A 14688-nucleotide genomic window follows, 5' to 3' on the forward strand; every position below is an offset into this window, starting at 1 on the left:
CCCTGGCAGGCGGCCCGAGTGTGGCGGGCGCCCCGGGTACCGGACCTCATCCGTCGCGGATGACGAGCGGGTCACCCCTGCCGGTCCAGGCGCCACGCCACCAGCCCGAACAGCACGCCCAGGGCGTTGGTCGCCCAGTGCGCCCCGGCGGCGGCCAGCACGCTGCCGCTGCGGCGGCGCATCTCACCGAAGACCAGTCCCCCGACCGTCGTGAGCGCGACCGTCCCGAGGACCAGGGCGGCGCTGCCGGACCCGCCGACCGCCTCCGACACCCCGCGGTTGGTCTCGCCGACGCGCAGCGCCGGGATGACGTGCCAGAACCCGAAGAGCACCGACGTCGTGACCAGGACCTGCCACGGGCGCAGGTGCCGCGCGAGGACGCCCCAGAGGACGGACCGGAAGGCGAGCTCCTCGAGCACCACGGTGCCGAGCGGGATGGTCACGAACGCCTTGTGCAGCGCCTCGAGCGGTGGCAGGTCGTACCGGACGTCCATGAACGCCGGCCGGGTGAGCGGCAACAGCACGCCGACCACGTAGACCCCGGCGACGAGGCCGATCGCGCCCAGCGCCCACCGGCACCCCGCCCCGAGGCGGTCCCGGCCCAGTCCCAGCTGCGACCAGGTCAGCCCCTCGAGGCGGGCCCAGGCGACCAGGCCCACACCCGTCAGGGCGCGCACCCACCAGGGCGGGTGGACCGTGTGGTCGACGACGTTGACGGCGGCGAGCACGAGCACGAGCGCGCCGGAGACCAGGCGGTGCCGCCCGCGCCGCCCGGCGGAGGTGGTCACCCCGCCCCCCGGTCAGCCACCGCCGACCAGGGACCGCAACCGGTCGGTGTCGGCGTCGGTCCAGCCGGGCGGCCGCGCGACCTCCGCCCAGGCGTCGACGTAGTCGGCCTGGTACTTGTGGCCGTGGCCGTCGGGGACGCCGGTCGAGAACGCCATGTCCGCGGTGACCTGCCAGAAGGTGACGAACGGCAGCCACACCACGTCGTCGGAGACGTCGGGACCGCGCTCCCCCTCCAGCCAGTCCGGGCGGTCGAGGAGCAGCCGCGGCGACCACCAGACGATCGGGTCGGAGGCGTTCTGCAGGTAGACCACCCGCGGTTCCTCCCACGGCCCCGGCGGCCCGGAGAGGTCCGGCGACTCGTCGGCGAAGCGCACGGTGCGGCCCTCGTCGTAGACGGGCAGCCACTCCGGCGAACCGGCCTCCCGGTCCGCGACCAGCCCCCGCCACAGCTCGTTGAAGTTCGGCGGCCCGGCCCACAGCACGCCGTCGGTGCGGTTGCGGACGTCGGCGATCCCGCTGAAGGCCGCCTCACCGCCGAAGGTGCCCAGACTCTCCCCGAAGACGTACAGCTGCGGCCGGCTGCGCTCGGGCAGCTGCGCCCAGGCGCCGTACACCGCGTCGAACAGCGCCCGGCCCGCGTCCCGCGCCTTCGCCTGGTCGACGAGGAAGGACAGCCAGCTGGGCAGGTAGGAGTACTGCACCGCGACCATCGCGGTGTCGCCGTTGAACTCGTACTCCAGCGCGGCACTGGCAGCCGGGTCCACCCAGCCGGTCCCGGTGGTCGTCACCACCACGAGGACGGCGCGGTCCAACCCGCCGGCCCGCTCCAGCTCGCGGACGGCGAGCGCCGCGCGGTCGTCGGCGTCCTCGGCCGACGCCAGCCCGACGTAGGCGCGCACCGGCTGCTCGGCCGGGCGGCCCGAGAAGGCCCGCAGCTCCTCCGGGGTCGGCCCGGTGCCGGTGAAGTTGCGGCCCTGCAGGCCCAGGTCCTCCCACTCCACGAGGGAGTCCGGGCTGCCCGACCGCTCCGGCGCGGTCGGCTCCACCGCGCCCTCCTCCGTGCCGTCGTCCCGGACGCTGAACGCGGAGTTCATCGCCTCGACCAGGCCCTGGAACAGCACGCCGTTGAGCAGGAAGACCACCAGCACGGTGACCGCGGCGACGCCGAGCGGACGGGCGATGCGCCGGGGCAGGAGGCGGCCGAGGGTCCGGACGAGCCAGCGGGCCAGTGCCCGGATCCCGCGGGCGACGGCGACCAGCAGGGCGAACAGCAGCACCGCCACGACGACGACGCCGATCGCCGACCAGCCCTCCGGCGGGTCGAGGCCCACCAGCCGGTGCACGTCCCGCTGCCACCCCGCGCCGAGCCACAGCGCGACCAGGCACAGCAGCGGGCCCGCGACGGCGAGCACCCGCCACGCGCGGCGCCGGGCACCGGCCGAGAGCCGGCGCTCGGTGACCTCGGCGACGAACCAGGCCGCCGTGACGCCCACGCCGTAACCGATGGCCGCGGTGATGCCGGCGACCAGCCCCTGCAGCACCCAGCCCCGGGGCAGCAGCGACGGCGTCAGCGCACTGCAGCCGAACAGCAGGGCACCGACCGTGCCGCTCCAGGTGTAGCGCGGCCAGGAGGGGCGCAGGCGCCTGCGCCGGGGGACGTCCCGGTCCGGTGCCGGCTCGTCGCGCGGCGGCGGAACGGTCGGCGCCCCGGCCCGTGCGGGCCTCGCCGTCGGTTCCGCCGTCATGCCGCGCTCCGCTCGTCCGGCGACCGACCCTAGGGGCCGTCCGGGCGGCCGGACTCCTACGCGGAGGATGAACCGCAGCCGCCCCGCCCGGCGCACCATCCGCGCATGGGACGCACGCGACCCCGACCGGGACGGCACAGCCGCGGACGGTCTCCCGGCACGAGCACCGCGCTCGACGTCGGGCTGGTCGTGGCCGCGGCGATGGCCCCCGGCACCTTCGCCCCCTCCCTCTCCCCGCGCAGCGCGGTGGACCAGGGGCTGGTGACCGGGCTGGGCACGGGCCTGCACCACCTGCTCACGGTCGGGACGCAGGAGGCGCTGGAGAGCGCCGTCCGGGTCGCCGTCGGCGGGGCGGCACCGCCGTCCGCGCGGCGGGCCGCCACGATCGCGGCCGACTGCGCGGCCGTGCCCCTCGGCCTGGCGGCGCTGCGGGCGTTCCCGCCGCGCGCCGAGGACCCGCTCCGCGGCATCGTCCGCCAGGCGGCCTGGCGGCTGGGCGCGACCGGCCTCGGCGGCGCGCTGCTGGGCGGCGCCCAGGCGGGGACGCGGGCGCTCGACGACCGCCTGCGGCTGCACGGCCGCCTCGCCGCCGTCCCGCTCGCGGTGCCGGTCGGCCTGGGCACCGCCTACGTCGTGGACCGGTTGCGCGCGGGCGAGCAGGCCGAGCGGACCGGCGGGGCCGACGCTCCCCCGCGCCTGTCGTCCCTCGGCGTCGCCGCGGGGGTCGTCGGGTGCCTCGCCGGCGTCGGCTACGCCGAGCACGCGCTGTCCGACCTCGCGGCCCGCCGGCTGGCCGCGGTGCTGCCCGGGCCGCCCGGCCTCTGGCGGCTCGCCGGCCACGCGGTCGCCCTCGCCGGGTTGGGGGCCGGCGTCTCCGCGGTCTGGCACCGGGCGATGCGGCGGATCGAGGCGCGGACGTCGGTCGACGTCCCGGTGTTCGAGCCCGGTGAGGGCGACCGGTGGGTGCCGCCGACGGTCAGCGGGGGTCCCGGCAGCCTCGTCGTCTGGGAGGGGATGGGGCGCGACGGCCGGCTGCACGCCCTGGCGTCGGTCCGCCCGCGGCCGGTGCCCGACCTCCCGGCCGGCGTGCCGGACCTGTCGATCGAGACCGTGATGGGCACGCCCCCGCGCGCCGCTCCCGTGCAGGTGTACGTCGGGCTGGACAACGCGCCGACCCCGCGGGCCCGGGTGGACCTCGCGATGGCCGAGCTGGAGCGGACCGGTGCGCTCGACCGGTCGCTGCTGGTCCTCGTCTCGCCGACCGGGACCGGCTACGTCAACTACGTCGCCGTCGCGGCGCTGCAGTACCTCGCGCTCGGCGACGTCGCCACGGTGACCCTGCAGTACTCGCGCCGCCCGTCACCGCTGTCCCTCGGCATGGTGCCCGCGGCCCGGGAGCAGAACCGGCTGCTGTGGCTGCGGGTGCTGCAGCGGCTCCGGGACCGGCCCGGCCCCCGCCCGCGCGTGGCGGTCTTCGGCGAGAGCCTCGGCGCCCACACCAGCCAGGACGTGTTCCTGCACTGGGGGACGCTGGGCCTCGACGCCATGGGCATCGACCGGGCGCTGTGGATCGGGACCCCGTACGGCAGCGGGTGGATGCGCGAGGTCACCCGCGGGGACCGCCTCGACGTCGACCCCGCCGCCGTCGCCGTCGTCAACGACCACGACCAGTACGCCGCCCGGGCCGGGGAGCGCGGCGCACCGCCGCGCTTCGTGCTGGTCAGCCACGACAACGACGGGGTGACGAAGTTCGGCCCCGACCTGCTCTGGTACCCGCCCGAGTGGCTGGGCCCCTCCCGGCCGAAGCCGGAGCCGGTCGCCGGCGCGAGCCCCCGCGGCATCCCCCCGGCCATGCGGTGGCGCCCGCTGACGACCTTCTTCCAGAGCCTGGTCGACATGAAGAACGCGCAGACCTCGGGGCCGTTCGGGGCCTGGCAGCACGACTACCGGGCGGACCTGCCCCGGTTCCTCCGCGACGTGTACGGGTTGCCCGCCTCCCCGGAGCAGCTCGCCCGCGTCGAGGAGGTGCTGCAGGTCCGCGAGTCCGTGCGCGAGCGGCTGTTCGCCGTCGTCCCCGGCGCGGTCGGCTGACCGCTCCCCACATCCTCCGCAGCGGACGGTGTCCCGCCGGGCCGGCCCGGGGAGGCTGCGGGCCATGCGGGCGAGCCTGGAGACGCACCTCGGATCGCGGCAGGTCGGCCGGGTGGTCTACGGCTCGATCATCGGGCTGGCGCTGGTCGTGGCGCTCGAGACCCACCCGCCCACGCCGGGCGTCATGGCCGTCTGGCTGCTCGGCACGGCCCTGGCGGTCGCCCTGTCCGAGGTCTACAGCGAGGTCGTGGGCACCGAGACGAGCACCCGCCGGCCGGTCACCCGCGGCCAGGTCGGGCACATGGTGGAGGACGCCGCGGCGGTCGGCTTCGGGGTCGCCTTCCCCGCGGTCTTCTTCCTGCTCGCCGCGCTGGGCGTGTTCGAGGTCGGCACCGCGTTCTCCGTCGCCAAGTGGTCGGGGCTGGGCCTGATCGGCTTCTACGGCTACTGGGCGGCCCGCTTCGCCGGAGCCCCGCCCCGCCGGGCGCTGCTCAAGGGCGCCCTCGTCGCGCTCGTCGGGGCCGGGCTCATCCTCCTCAAGGCGCTGGTCCACTGACCCGGGCCCGCGCCGCGGCACGGAGGACCGGTCAGCGCCCCGGGCGCGGCGGGCGGAACCGCGGGGCGACCTCGACCCGCCACAGCCCCCACCCGACGGCCTCGCCGACGGCGACACCGATCATCGCCCCGATGACCACGTCGGCCGGGTAGTGCACGCCGGTGTGGACCCGCGAGTAGCCGACCGCGGCGGCGAGGGTGCGCAGGGGCGCGGCGGCCGCGGGCACGATCTGCGCGACCGCCGTGGCGAACGCGAAGCCCGAAGCGGTGTGGCCGGACGGGAACGACGCCGAGTGCGGCATCGGCACCCACCGGGCCTCCGGCACGCCGGCCAGGTCCCGGTCGGGCCGCCGGCGGCGCGCGGCGAGCTTGAAACCGGCGTTGACGACGGCGGAGTCCACCGCCACCGCCGTCAGGCCCGCGGCGGCGGCCCGTCGCCCGGTGCGACCGCCGGCGAGGGCCATCACCCCGGCGACCGCCATCCACAGCCGCGAGAAGTCCGCCAGCCGCGACAGCCGGCGCACCGGGCGGTCGAGGGCGGGCGTGCGCGTCCCGGCCACGGCCCGGTAGAGGGCCCGGTCGATCCGCCCGAGGTCCCGGAGCAGGCGCACCGCGGTCGCCCGCGCGGGCGCCTCCCCGGGCGGGGGGCCGGCCGCCAGCCGGCCGGCCAGCCGCTCCTCGGGCGGCGGGGTCCGCGACGGTGCCGTGTCCATCCGCCCGTCCCTCCTGCGCGCTCGCTCGCCGACGGCGGCCAGTGTGCCGGGACGCCCGCGGGCACGGAACGACCGGCGCTCGTCCGCGCCGGGTGGTCCGCGGTCCTGCCAGGCGCGGACGGGGCGGCTCACCCCTGCTGGATGAGGCCGCCGCGACCTCCCGTGGGCCACGGTCGCCGGCATGACCGAGACCGTCAGCCTCGAGACCGCCATCTCCGGACACGGCCTGATCGGCGACCTGCAGACCGCTGCACTGGTGACGACCGACGGGTCGATCGACTGGTTCTGCTCCCCCCGGTTCGACTCCCCCAGCGTCTTCGGCGCGCTGCTCGACGACGAGCGCGGCGGGCACTTCCGCATCCGCCCGGCGGGCGTGGAGTACACCTCGACGCAGATGTACCTGCCGGACACCGCCGTCCTGGTCACCCGGTTCTTCACCGACGCCGGCCTGGGCCAGGTGCTCGACTTCATGCCGCCCGCCGGCGACACCGCGACCGACCGGCACCGGATCGTGCGCATGGTCCAGTGCGTGCGCGGCCGGATGACCTTCGAGGTCGAGGTGGCCCCCCGCTTCGACTACGGCCGGCACCCGCACCGCCTGGAGCTCAGCGACCCCGGCGCCGTCTTCGTGGCGAACGGCCAGCGGCTGACGCTGCACGTCGTGCGCGCGCCGGAGGACGAGCGGCTGGCCGACGTGCGCGTGGAGGACACCGACCTGCACGGCACGGTGGGCCTGGTGGCGGGCCAGACGCGCGGCGTCGTCCTGGAGACCGACGCCGACGGGCCGCCCCGCGAGATCCACCCCGACGAGGTGCAGGCCCTCTTCGACGCGACCGTGGCCCACTGGCGCTCCTGGATCGGCCGGTCCACCTACACCGGGCGGTGGCGGGAGGCCGTCCAGCGCTCGGCGATCACCCTGAAGCTGATGACCTACGCCCCCTCGGGCGGCATCGTCGCGGCGCCCACCGCGGCGCTGCCCGAGCAGGTCGGCGGGGAGCGCAACTGGGACTACCGCTACACGTGGGTGCGCGACGCCTCGTTCTCGGTGCACGCGCTGCTCAAGCTCGGGCTGACCGACGAGGCGGCGCGCTTCGGGTCCTGGCTGGGCGAGCGGATCCGCGACCGGCTCGACAGCGACAGCGGACCGCTCAACATCATGTACCGGATAGACGGCTCCTCCGACCTCAAGGAGGACGAGCTCGACCACTGGCGCGGGTACCGGGGCTCGGCGCCGGTCCGCATCGGCAACGGCGCGGCCGAGCAGCTGCAGCTCGACATCTACGGCGAGGCCCTGGACAGCGTCTACGCCGGCGTCCGGGCCGGGCTGCCGCTGTCCCACCAGGGCTGGACGGCGACCAGCCGGGTGCTGGACTGGCTCGCCGACAACTGGGACCAGCCGGAGGAGGGCATCTGGGAGACCCGGGGCGGCCGGCAGGCGTTCACCTACGGGCGGGTGATGAGCTGGGTGGCCTTCGACCGCGGCATCCGGATGGCCACGGAGCACGGCCGGCCCGCCGACGTCGACCGCTGGCGCGCCGCACGGGACCGGATCTACGAGCAGGTGCTCGAGCGCGGCTTCCACACCACGCGCGGGGCGTTCGTGCAGCACTACGACACCGACGTGCTCGACTCGGCGCTGCTGCGCATGCCGACCGTCGGCTTCGTCGACGGCCGGGACCCGCTGTGGCGCTCGACCCTGGCGGCGATGGACGACGAGCTGGTCACCGACAGCCTGGTCTACCGCTACGACCCCGAGGCCTCCCCGGACGGGCTGCGCGGCTCGGAGGGCACGTTCTCGCTGTGCACCTTCGCCTACGTGGACGCGCTCACCCGCTCCGGTCGGCTGGAGGAGGCCCGGACGGCGTTCGAGAAGATGCTGACCTACGGCAACCACGTGGGCCTGTACTCCGAGGAGATCGCCCTCACCGGCGAGCAGATCGGCAACTTCCCGCAGGCGTTCACCCACCTGGCCCTCATCGACGCGGCGGTCACCCTCGACGCGGCCCTCGACGGGCGCGGCCCCGGCTGACGCCGGGGCCCCCTCACGGTCAGGGTGAGACGGCATCCTGCGAGCGGGGCCGAGGAAGCCACGCCGGCAGCATGATGTCCCAGGCGGCGCCGGGGGGTAGCTCACCAGGACGATCGCGCAGGATCCCGGGGTCCTGCGCGGTCCAGACCCGGTGGTCCTAACCCGTGGCCACCGGGTCGCCCCCGACTCAGCGCTGCCGCCGGGCGGGGACCTCCCCGGTCTCCACCAGCCGCCGCGCCACGTCCCGCAGCTTGGTGTTGCTCTCCTGCGACAGCCGGCTGAGCACCCCGAACGCCTGGTCCGGTGTGAGCCGCAACCGCTCCATCACGATGCCCTGGGCCATCCCGATCAGGTTGCGAGTGGCCATCCCCGAGCGCAGGTTCTCCTCGATCTGGGCACTGCGCAGCGCGACCGCGGCCTGGGCGGCGAACGCCAGCGCCTCGCCCCGGGTCTCCGCGTCGAAGGCGCTCGGCTCCGGCGAGTAGAGGTTGAGCGCACCGAGGCTGTTCTGCTCCGCGTCGGTGAAGAGTTGCAGCGACAGGCTGCTGCGGATGCCGGTCTGCTCCGCGACCGCCCGGGTCCAGCGGGGATAGCGCTCCTCGGCGGTCATGTCGTCGATCTGGAAGGTCTCCTGCTCCCAGATCGCGTCCAGGCACGGCCCCTCCTCCAGGTCGTACTGCAGGTGGTCGGCCCGCTCCGCACGGTCGTCACTGGCGGCCGGGGTACGCACCTCGTGGCGGTCCTTGACCAGCGACACGCTGGACCAGACCTCGCCGTCGAGGTTCTGCGCGGCGGCCTCGACGACCCGCTGCAGCGTGTGCTGCATGTCCGGTTCGTTGACCAGATCGCGGGCGATCGCGGCCAGCCGCTCGTTGAAGTCCGACATCTCGGACATGAGCCGTTCCTCCCGCTGCCATCGGTCCGCGGCCTCGGCGGGCCCTTACCCCGACCGAGCCGCACACCATGCCGCACGGGCCCGGCTCCGATCCGCGTCGCGCCGGTCCGGCACGACGCGGATCGGACACGGCCTGCCGGCGCCGCGGCGGCCGGCGGCTGTTCCGGGGTGCTCAGCGTGGCGCCGGACCTGCCCCGGACGCGCCGCTACACCACCGCCCGCGGGCTGCCTCAGCGTGGGGAGTGCGCTCCAGCGGAGTGGGGCCGCATCTCACCCCGGTCGTAGGGGCGCCGGGGTCAGCCGTCCTCGACCGCCGTGCAGCGGACCAGCAGCAGGTGCTCGGGGTGCACCGGCGGGACCTGCAGGCCGGCCACGGCCAGGCCGCGGCCGGTGAGCACGACGCCGGCCTCACCGACGCCGGCCTCGCCGGCGCACCACGGCGGCAGGCCGGGCCAGGCGCCGCCGGTGTCGGTGCCCGGGGGCTGCAGCCGCACCCGGTAGCGGCGGTCGGGGTCCAGACCCGGCAGGCGGGCGGGCCCCGGCGGCCAGGTCACCGAGCGGCCGACCGCGACCAGCGCGAAGAGGGCGTCCCCGCCGTCGGCCGCCACGACCCCGTGCACCTGCACGGTGGGGTCGGGGTGGTCGCCGTTGACGACGGTGCCGCGGTGCAGCAGCGGGCGGAGCTCCTTGTGCAGCGCGATCCACGCGGCCAGCTCCTCGCGGTCCTCGGGTGAGGCACCGGCGAGGTCCCACTCGGCACCCATGTGCCCCCACAGCGCGGTGCCGGCGCGGAAGGACAGGTCGTGGGTGCGGCCGGTGGTGTGCGAGCGCGGCGGCCCGACGTGGGTGCCGACCAGCTCCGGCGGCAGCAGCAGCTGCGTGTACCGCTGGATGCCCTGCCGCTCGAGCGCGTCGTTGGTGTCCGACGCCCACACCCGGTCGGTGCGCTGCAGGATCCCCAGGTCCACCCGACCGCCGCCGGAGGCGCAGGACTCGATCTCCAGGCCCGGGTTGGCCGCCCGCAGCTCGTCGAGCAGCCGGTAGGTGGCACGGGTCTGCCCGTGCACCCCCGGCTCGCCGCCGGGGGTGTGCCCGGCGTCGACGAGGTAGCGGTTGTGGTCCCACTTCAGGTAGGCGATGGCGTACTCGTCGAGCAGCGCCTGCAGGTGGGAGCGGACGTGCTCGTAGGCGCCCGCGTGGGTCAGGTCGAGCACGTGCTGGTTGCGGGAGGGGTCGCCGACCCGCCCGCCGGCGCTGAACAGCCACTCCGGGTGCGCGCGGGCCAGCTCGGAGTCCAGGTTGACCATCTCCGGCTCCACCCACAGCCCGAACTCCATGCCCAGCTCGTGCACCCGGTCGACCAGCGGGTGCAGGCCCTCGGGCCAGACGTCGGCCGAGACGCGCCAGTCCCCCAGCCCGGAGGTGTCGTCCCGGCGGGAGCCGAACCAGCCGTCGTCGAGGACGAACCGCTCGATGCCCAGCCGGGCCGCGATCTCCGCGAGCTCGGTGAGCCGGCCGAGGTCGTGGTCGAAGTACACCGCCTCCCAGGTGTTGAGCGTCACCGGCCGCGGCCGGGCGGGGTGGGTCGGCCGGGCCCGCAACCACGCGTGGAACCGGCCGGCGACCTCGTCCAGACCCTGCCCGTGGGAGGCGTACAGCCACGGGGAGGTGTAGGTGGCCCCGGCCGCCAGCTCGACCTCGCCCGACAGCAGCAGCTCGCCGGCGCCGAGCACGCGCGCCCCGTTGTGCAGCCGTTCGGCGTAGTGCACCTGGTTGCCCGACCAGCCCAGGTGCACCGCCCACACCTCGCCCGCGCGGAACGAGAAGCCGGGGGTGCCGGCGCAGAGCAGGTGCACCGCGTCGAGCCCGGTGCGGCCGTTGCGCACCTCCCGGGAGTGCAGGCCCGCGGTGAAGGGGGTGCGCTGCGGCACCCGCTCGAGGGTGTGCCGGCCGGTGAAGTCGAGCAGCTCGCCGGCCTGCGGCGGCACCGGCAGGACCAGCCGGAGGGCATCGAGGCGGAACGGCTCGCCGCCGTCGGCAGCCGCGGCGTCGCCCTCGGCCGTGTTCGTGACCGCGGCCCGGGCCCGCAGCAGGCCGGAGGCGGTGAGCTCGAGCTCGAGCACCACCTCCAGCCGGGCGACCGGGTCGTCCGCGCGGGCCACGAGCCGGGTGGTCCCCTCGGCGGTGACGGCGACCTCGCGGGAGCGGAGCCGCAGCGCCGGTGACCAGTCCCGGCCGGCGCGCGAGCCCTCCAGGCCTGGCCGGCCGACCCAGCCGCTCGCATGCTCGGGCAGCAGGGTCAGCCGGCGCACCACGTCGGTCGGGTGGTCCCCCACCGACGGCGCCGCGGCCCGGCCCAGCCCGGCGAGGGCGTCGGCGGGGAGGTCCCCCAGGTCGGCGCCCCAGTACACGACCTGGGGCAGCAGACCACCGACCGGGTCCAGGGCCAGCACGACGCTGGTCCCGGCGGTCCGCCAGTGGACCAGTCGGTCGGCGTCGCCGGCCGGGCCGGGCAGCGACGGTCCGGTCGGCGCCGGGTCGGTGCTCTGGCGTTCGGTCGCCGCCTCGGAGGCCGTGGGCGGTGTCGGGGCGCCGTGGGACGTGCTGGTCAGGGTGTTCTCCGGGGTTCGGGCGACCGGGCCCGGCCCGATGCGGGAGGGTCCGCGGGGCGGGCGGGCCGGCGGTCGGTGGACGGGTCCGGGACCGGACCTCCGGTGTCCCATGATGACGTCCGGCCGGGGACCCGCTGCACCCCGTGCGAGCCCACCCGTCATCCCATCCCTCCCGGGTGAGTCGGCGGCGCCGATCCGGCGGGACGGTGTCGGCCATGGACGCAGCAGTGCGCACGTCGACGACGCGGACGACGACCTCTCGCGGCAGCGGCTCCACCAGCTCGCGGTGGCACCGGGACGCGGCGCGCTTCCTCGCCGGGTGCATCGGTACGGGAGCCGTGCTCGGGGTCGCGGTGGAGGCGGTCCGGAGACCGCACGAGTGAGCCGGCGGGCGCCGGCCTCCGCTGACCGGCGTCAGAACGCGCCCAGGGCACGCGCCGCGTCCACGACGCGGTCGCGGTCGGAGACGGCGAGCTTGCCCAGGAGCCGCCGCACGCGGCCGCGGACGGTGTTGGTCGAGATCGACATGGCGGCGGCGATCTGTCCCGTCGACCTCCCGGCGGCGAGGTGCCGGAGCGTCTCGAGGTCCCGCTCACTCAGGGTCGGCGTCGCGTCGGCGCGGACCGCACCGGCGCCGCTCGAGGGGTGCTGCATCGCTGTGCCTCGCTCCGTCCGGTCCGGCCGCGGCGTGGGAGCGCGCGGCCGGGCTCCTGGATCCGGTTCCGCTCCGGCAGGTCGGCGGGGCCTGCGCCGCCCGCTGCCGGTGCGCGCGACGATAGGGAGGCGACCGGGCCCCCGCTTCAGCGATCCGGACGGTGTACTTGCTGTTTTCGGACAGCGCAGGGGGGACCGATGGACCGTCTCGTCCGCTACGCCGCGCTGACGGGTTTCCCGGAGGTGGCCCGCTCGTGCGGCCTCGACCCGGAGCGGTCGATGGCGGGCGTGGGCCTGGACATCGGCGGTCTGGCGATGCAGGACGAGTGGATCCCCGCCGTGCGGGTCGCCCGGCTGCTGGAGTCGGCCGCGGCCGAGTCCGGCCGCGAGGACTTCGGTGTCCGGATGGCGGGGATGCGCCGGCTGTCGACGCTGGGCCCGATCAGCGTGGTGCTCCGGGAGGAGCCCGACCTGCGCAGCGCCCTGGACCTGCTGATCCGCTACGAGCACGTCTTCAACCCGATCCTCGACCTGCGCCTGGTCGAGCACGACGGCCTGGCCACGGTGCAGACGTGGCTGGAGATCGGTGAGCCCGTCCCGGCCCGCCAGGCGCTCGACCTCACCGTGGCCGGCCTGGTCGGGGTCGTCCGCGCGCTGATCGGTGCCGACTGGCAGCCGCTGACGACCTGCTTCGCCCACCGGGCACCGGCCGATCGCGGCCCGTTCCACGAGGTCTTCGGCCCCGGGCTCCGGTTCGAGCAGGCGTTCACCGGTGTGGTCTTCCCCGCGCGCGACCTCGACGCCGCGACGGTGACCTCCGACCCGGTGCTGCGGCCCTACACCCAGCCGCTGCTCGAGTCGATCGCCTCCCCCCGCGCGGCGACCGCGGTCGACCAGGTCCGGGCACTGGTCGACCTGACCCTGCCGCTGGGTCGGTGCTCGATGACCCAGATCAGCCGCACCCTCGGCGTCCAGCCGCGCACCGTGCACCGGCACCTCGCCGAGGCCGGCGAGACCTTCACCGGCATCGTGCAGGCCACCCGCGCCCGGCACGCCGAGCGCCACCTCGCCAACGACGGCTACTCGCTGACCGAGGTCTCCCGGCTGCTCGGCTTCGCCGCCCCCAGCACCTTCTCCACCTGGTTCCGCCGGCAGTTCGGCACCACGGCCAGCGAGTGGCGCAGCCGGTCCCGGGCCGACGCCACGTCCGGGTCCCGTGGGTGACCGCGCCACCGGCCGCGCCGTCCCCGGCCGCGGGTGGGGCCCGCCCGGCCTTCCCGCGGATCGTCTTCACCCTGTCCTTCGCGCTGCTGCTCTCGGACTTCATGTGCCGACAGGTCCTGGCGGCCGTCTTCCCCCAGCTCAAGGCGGAGTGGGGGCTGTCGGACACCCGGATCGCCGCGCTGAGCAGCGTCGTGCCGCTGACCGTGGCCGTGCTGACCGTGCCCCTGTCGGTGCTGGCCGACCGGCTCGGCCGCCGGCGGGCCGTCACCGCCATGGCCGCCGGGTGGAGTCTGGCCACCCTGGGCTCGGCCCTCGCCGCGGACTACGGGCAGCTGCTCGCCGCGCGAGCGCTGGTCGGGGTCGGGGAGGCCGCGTACGCCAGCGTCGGCCTCGCCCTCGTCCTCGGCCTGTTCCCGGCCGACCGCCGCGCGACGCTGGCCGGTGCCTTCACCGCCGGCGCCTCCTTCGGCGCCGTGCTCGGCATCGCGCTCGGCGGCGCCCTGGCCGCCCGGTTGGGTTGGCGGTGGTCGGTGGCGGCCATGGCGGCGATCGGGTTCGTCCTCGTCGCGCTGTACCACCGGCTGGTCACCGACGAGCAGCTGGCCCGGCACGAGCAGGTCGACGGGGCGTCCGGCGCGCCCGCGGGCACCACGGGTCGGCGGGTGCGGCTGTCGGCCCTGGTCTCCCCGCCGGCGGTCGTCTGCGCCTACGTCGGCAACGGCCTGCAGCTCCTCGTCGCCGGGGCGCTGCTGACGTGGCTGCCCAGCTACCTGGAGCGCACGTACCGGGTGCCGCTGGGAGCCGCCGCCGGGCTGGCCGCGGCCCTCGTCCTGGTCATGGGCATCGGCATGATCGGCTGCGGGGTGCTCGCCGACCGGCTGGCCCGCGCCGCACCGCGGCGCACGTGGACGACCGCCCTCGTCTGCTCCGCGTCGTCGCTGCTCCTGCTCGGCGTCGCCTTCTCCCTCCCGCCGGGGCCGGCACAGCTGGCCCTGCTCGCCGCCGGGGCCCTCACCACCGCCGGCACCACCGGCCCGGCCGGCGCGCTGGTCGTGTCCCTGACCGCCGCCTCCGTCCGGGCCGGCGCGCTCGGCGTGCTCGCCCTGGCCGGCAACCTGCTCGGCCTGACCGCCGGTCCCCTGGTCGTCGGGGTGCTCGCCGACCGGATCGGCCTGGCCGAGGCGCTGCGATGGGTCTCGGTCGTGTCCCTCGCCGCCGTGGCCGTCTTCGCGATCGGCCGCCGCGCGGCGCCGGACGGCACCACTCCACCGGCAGTGGCCCCGGACCCGGCTCGCCCGACCGTTCGGGTCCCCGTCCTCCGGCGGCGGCGGCGAGGAGTCGGCAAGATGGACACCGGACGGTGCACGGAGTGGCCGTGAGG

General features: G+C 76.2%; 11 protein-coding genes. 5 read left to right on the plus strand and 6 right to left on the minus strand.

Going from position 1 to position 14688, the window contains the following annotated elements; translation table 11 throughout:
• Positions 1–71 precede the first annotated feature (71 nt).
• Together ACI79V_RS06060 and ACI79V_RS06065 are read right to left on the minus strand one after the other, a co-directional pair.
• Positions 72–788: a CPBP family intramembrane glutamic endopeptidase gene (locus ACI79V_RS06060; protein ID WP_456887516.1), complete on the minus strand. Its 717-nt coding sequence runs from the start codon at positions 786–788 to the stop codon at positions 72–74.
• A 12-nt stretch (positions 789–800) separates the two neighbouring features.
• A complete protein-coding gene (locus ACI79V_RS06065; RefSeq protein ID WP_456887517.1) occupies positions 801–2534 on the minus strand; it encodes an alpha/beta hydrolase in 1734 nt (577 codons plus the stop codon).
• 105 nt (positions 2535–2639) lie between these two features.
• Between ACI79V_RS06065 and ACI79V_RS06070 the strand changes: the two genes are divergently transcribed.
• Both ACI79V_RS06070 and ACI79V_RS06075 read left to right on the plus strand, forming a co-directional pair.
• Positions 2640–4625, plus strand: coding sequence for an alpha/beta-hydrolase family protein (locus ACI79V_RS06070; protein ID WP_456887518.1), 1986 nt, complete (start codon positions 2640–2642; stop codon positions 4623–4625).
• Positions 4626–4689: 64 nt separating this feature from the next.
• A complete protein-coding gene (locus tag ACI79V_RS06075; protein WP_456887519.1) occupies positions 4690–5181 on the plus strand; it encodes a hypothetical protein in 492 nt (163 codons plus the stop codon).
• A gap of 31 nt (positions 5182–5212) precedes the next feature.
• Here ACI79V_RS06075 and ACI79V_RS06080 read toward each other — a convergent pair whose 3' ends face one another.
• A complete protein-coding gene (locus ACI79V_RS06080) occupies positions 5213–5893 on the minus strand; it encodes a phosphatase PAP2 family protein (protein ID WP_456887520.1) in 681 nt (226 codons plus the stop codon).
• 181 nt (positions 5894–6074) lie between these two features.
• Here ACI79V_RS06080 and ACI79V_RS06085 point away from each other — a divergent pair, with 181 nt between their 5' ends.
• Positions 6075–7922: a glycoside hydrolase family 15 protein gene (locus tag ACI79V_RS06085; protein ID WP_456887521.1), complete on the plus strand. Its 1848-nt coding sequence runs from the start codon at positions 6075–6077 to the stop codon at positions 7920–7922.
• Between the two features lie 187 nt (positions 7923–8109).
• Here ACI79V_RS06085 and ACI79V_RS06090 read toward each other — a convergent pair whose 3' ends face one another.
• The 3 genes from ACI79V_RS06090 to ACI79V_RS06100 form a co-directional block, all read right to left on the minus strand.
• Complete coding sequence (locus ACI79V_RS06090) at positions 8110–8817, minus strand: GAF and ANTAR domain-containing protein (RefSeq protein WP_456887522.1); 708 nt, start codon at positions 8815–8817, stop codon at positions 8110–8112.
• A 296-nt stretch (positions 8818–9113) separates the two neighbouring features.
• Positions 9114–11270: an alpha-galactosidase gene (locus ACI79V_RS06095; protein WP_456887523.1), complete on the minus strand. Its 2157-nt coding sequence runs from the start codon at positions 11268–11270 to the stop codon at positions 9114–9116.
• Positions 11271–11843: 573 nt separating this feature from the next.
• The gene (locus tag ACI79V_RS06100) at positions 11844–12083 is read right to left on the minus strand and encodes a response regulator transcription factor (RefSeq protein ID WP_456887524.1); all 240 of its coding nucleotides are present in this window, start codon (positions 12081–12083) and stop codon (positions 11844–11846) included.
• A gap of 198 nt (positions 12084–12281) precedes the next feature.
• Between ACI79V_RS06100 and ACI79V_RS06105 the strand changes: the two genes are divergently transcribed.
• Together ACI79V_RS06105 and ACI79V_RS06110 are read left to right on the plus strand one after the other, a co-directional pair.
• Entirely contained in the window at positions 12282–13307 is a 1026-nt protein-coding gene (locus tag ACI79V_RS06105; RefSeq protein WP_456887525.1) for an AraC family transcriptional regulator, read from the plus strand.
• Complete coding sequence (locus ACI79V_RS06110; RefSeq protein ID WP_456887526.1) at positions 13304–14686, plus strand: MFS transporter; 1383 nt, start codon at positions 13304–13306, stop codon at positions 14684–14686. The genes ACI79V_RS06105 and ACI79V_RS06110 overlap by 4 nt, the downstream gene beginning before the upstream one ends.
• Positions 14687–14688: the final 2 nt, after the last annotated feature.

Source organism: Geodermatophilus sp. SYSU D00700 (genome assembly GCF_054050255.1).

Coding starts and splice junctions, on each gene's coding strand:
- ACI79V_RS06075 (WP_456887519.1), top strand. CDS start 4,690: ATGCGGGCGAGCCTGGAGACGCACCTCGGATCGCGGCAGGTCGGCCGG.
- ACI79V_RS06090 (WP_456887522.1), bottom strand. CDS start 8,817: ATGTCCGAGATGTCGGACTTCAACGAGCGGCTGGCCGCGATCGCCCGC.
- ACI79V_RS06065 (WP_456887517.1), bottom strand. CDS start 2,534: ATGACGGCGGAACCGACGGCGAGGCCCGCACGGGCCGGGGCGCCGACC.
- ACI79V_RS06105 (WP_456887525.1), top strand. CDS start 12,282: ATGGACCGTCTCGTCCGCTACGCCGCGCTGACGGGTTTCCCGGAGGTG.
- ACI79V_RS06080 (WP_456887520.1), bottom strand. CDS start 5,893: ATGGACACGGCACCGTCGCGGACCCCGCCGCCCGAGGAGCGGCTGGCC.
- ACI79V_RS06070 (WP_456887518.1), top strand. CDS start 2,640: ATGGGACGCACGCGACCCCGACCGGGACGGCACAGCCGCGGACGGTCT.
- ACI79V_RS06085 (WP_456887521.1), top strand. CDS start 6,075: ATGACCGAGACCGTCAGCCTCGAGACCGCCATCTCCGGACACGGCCTG.
- ACI79V_RS06100 (WP_456887524.1), bottom strand. CDS start 12,083: ATGCAGCACCCCTCGAGCGGCGCCGGTGCGGTCCGCGCCGACGCGACG.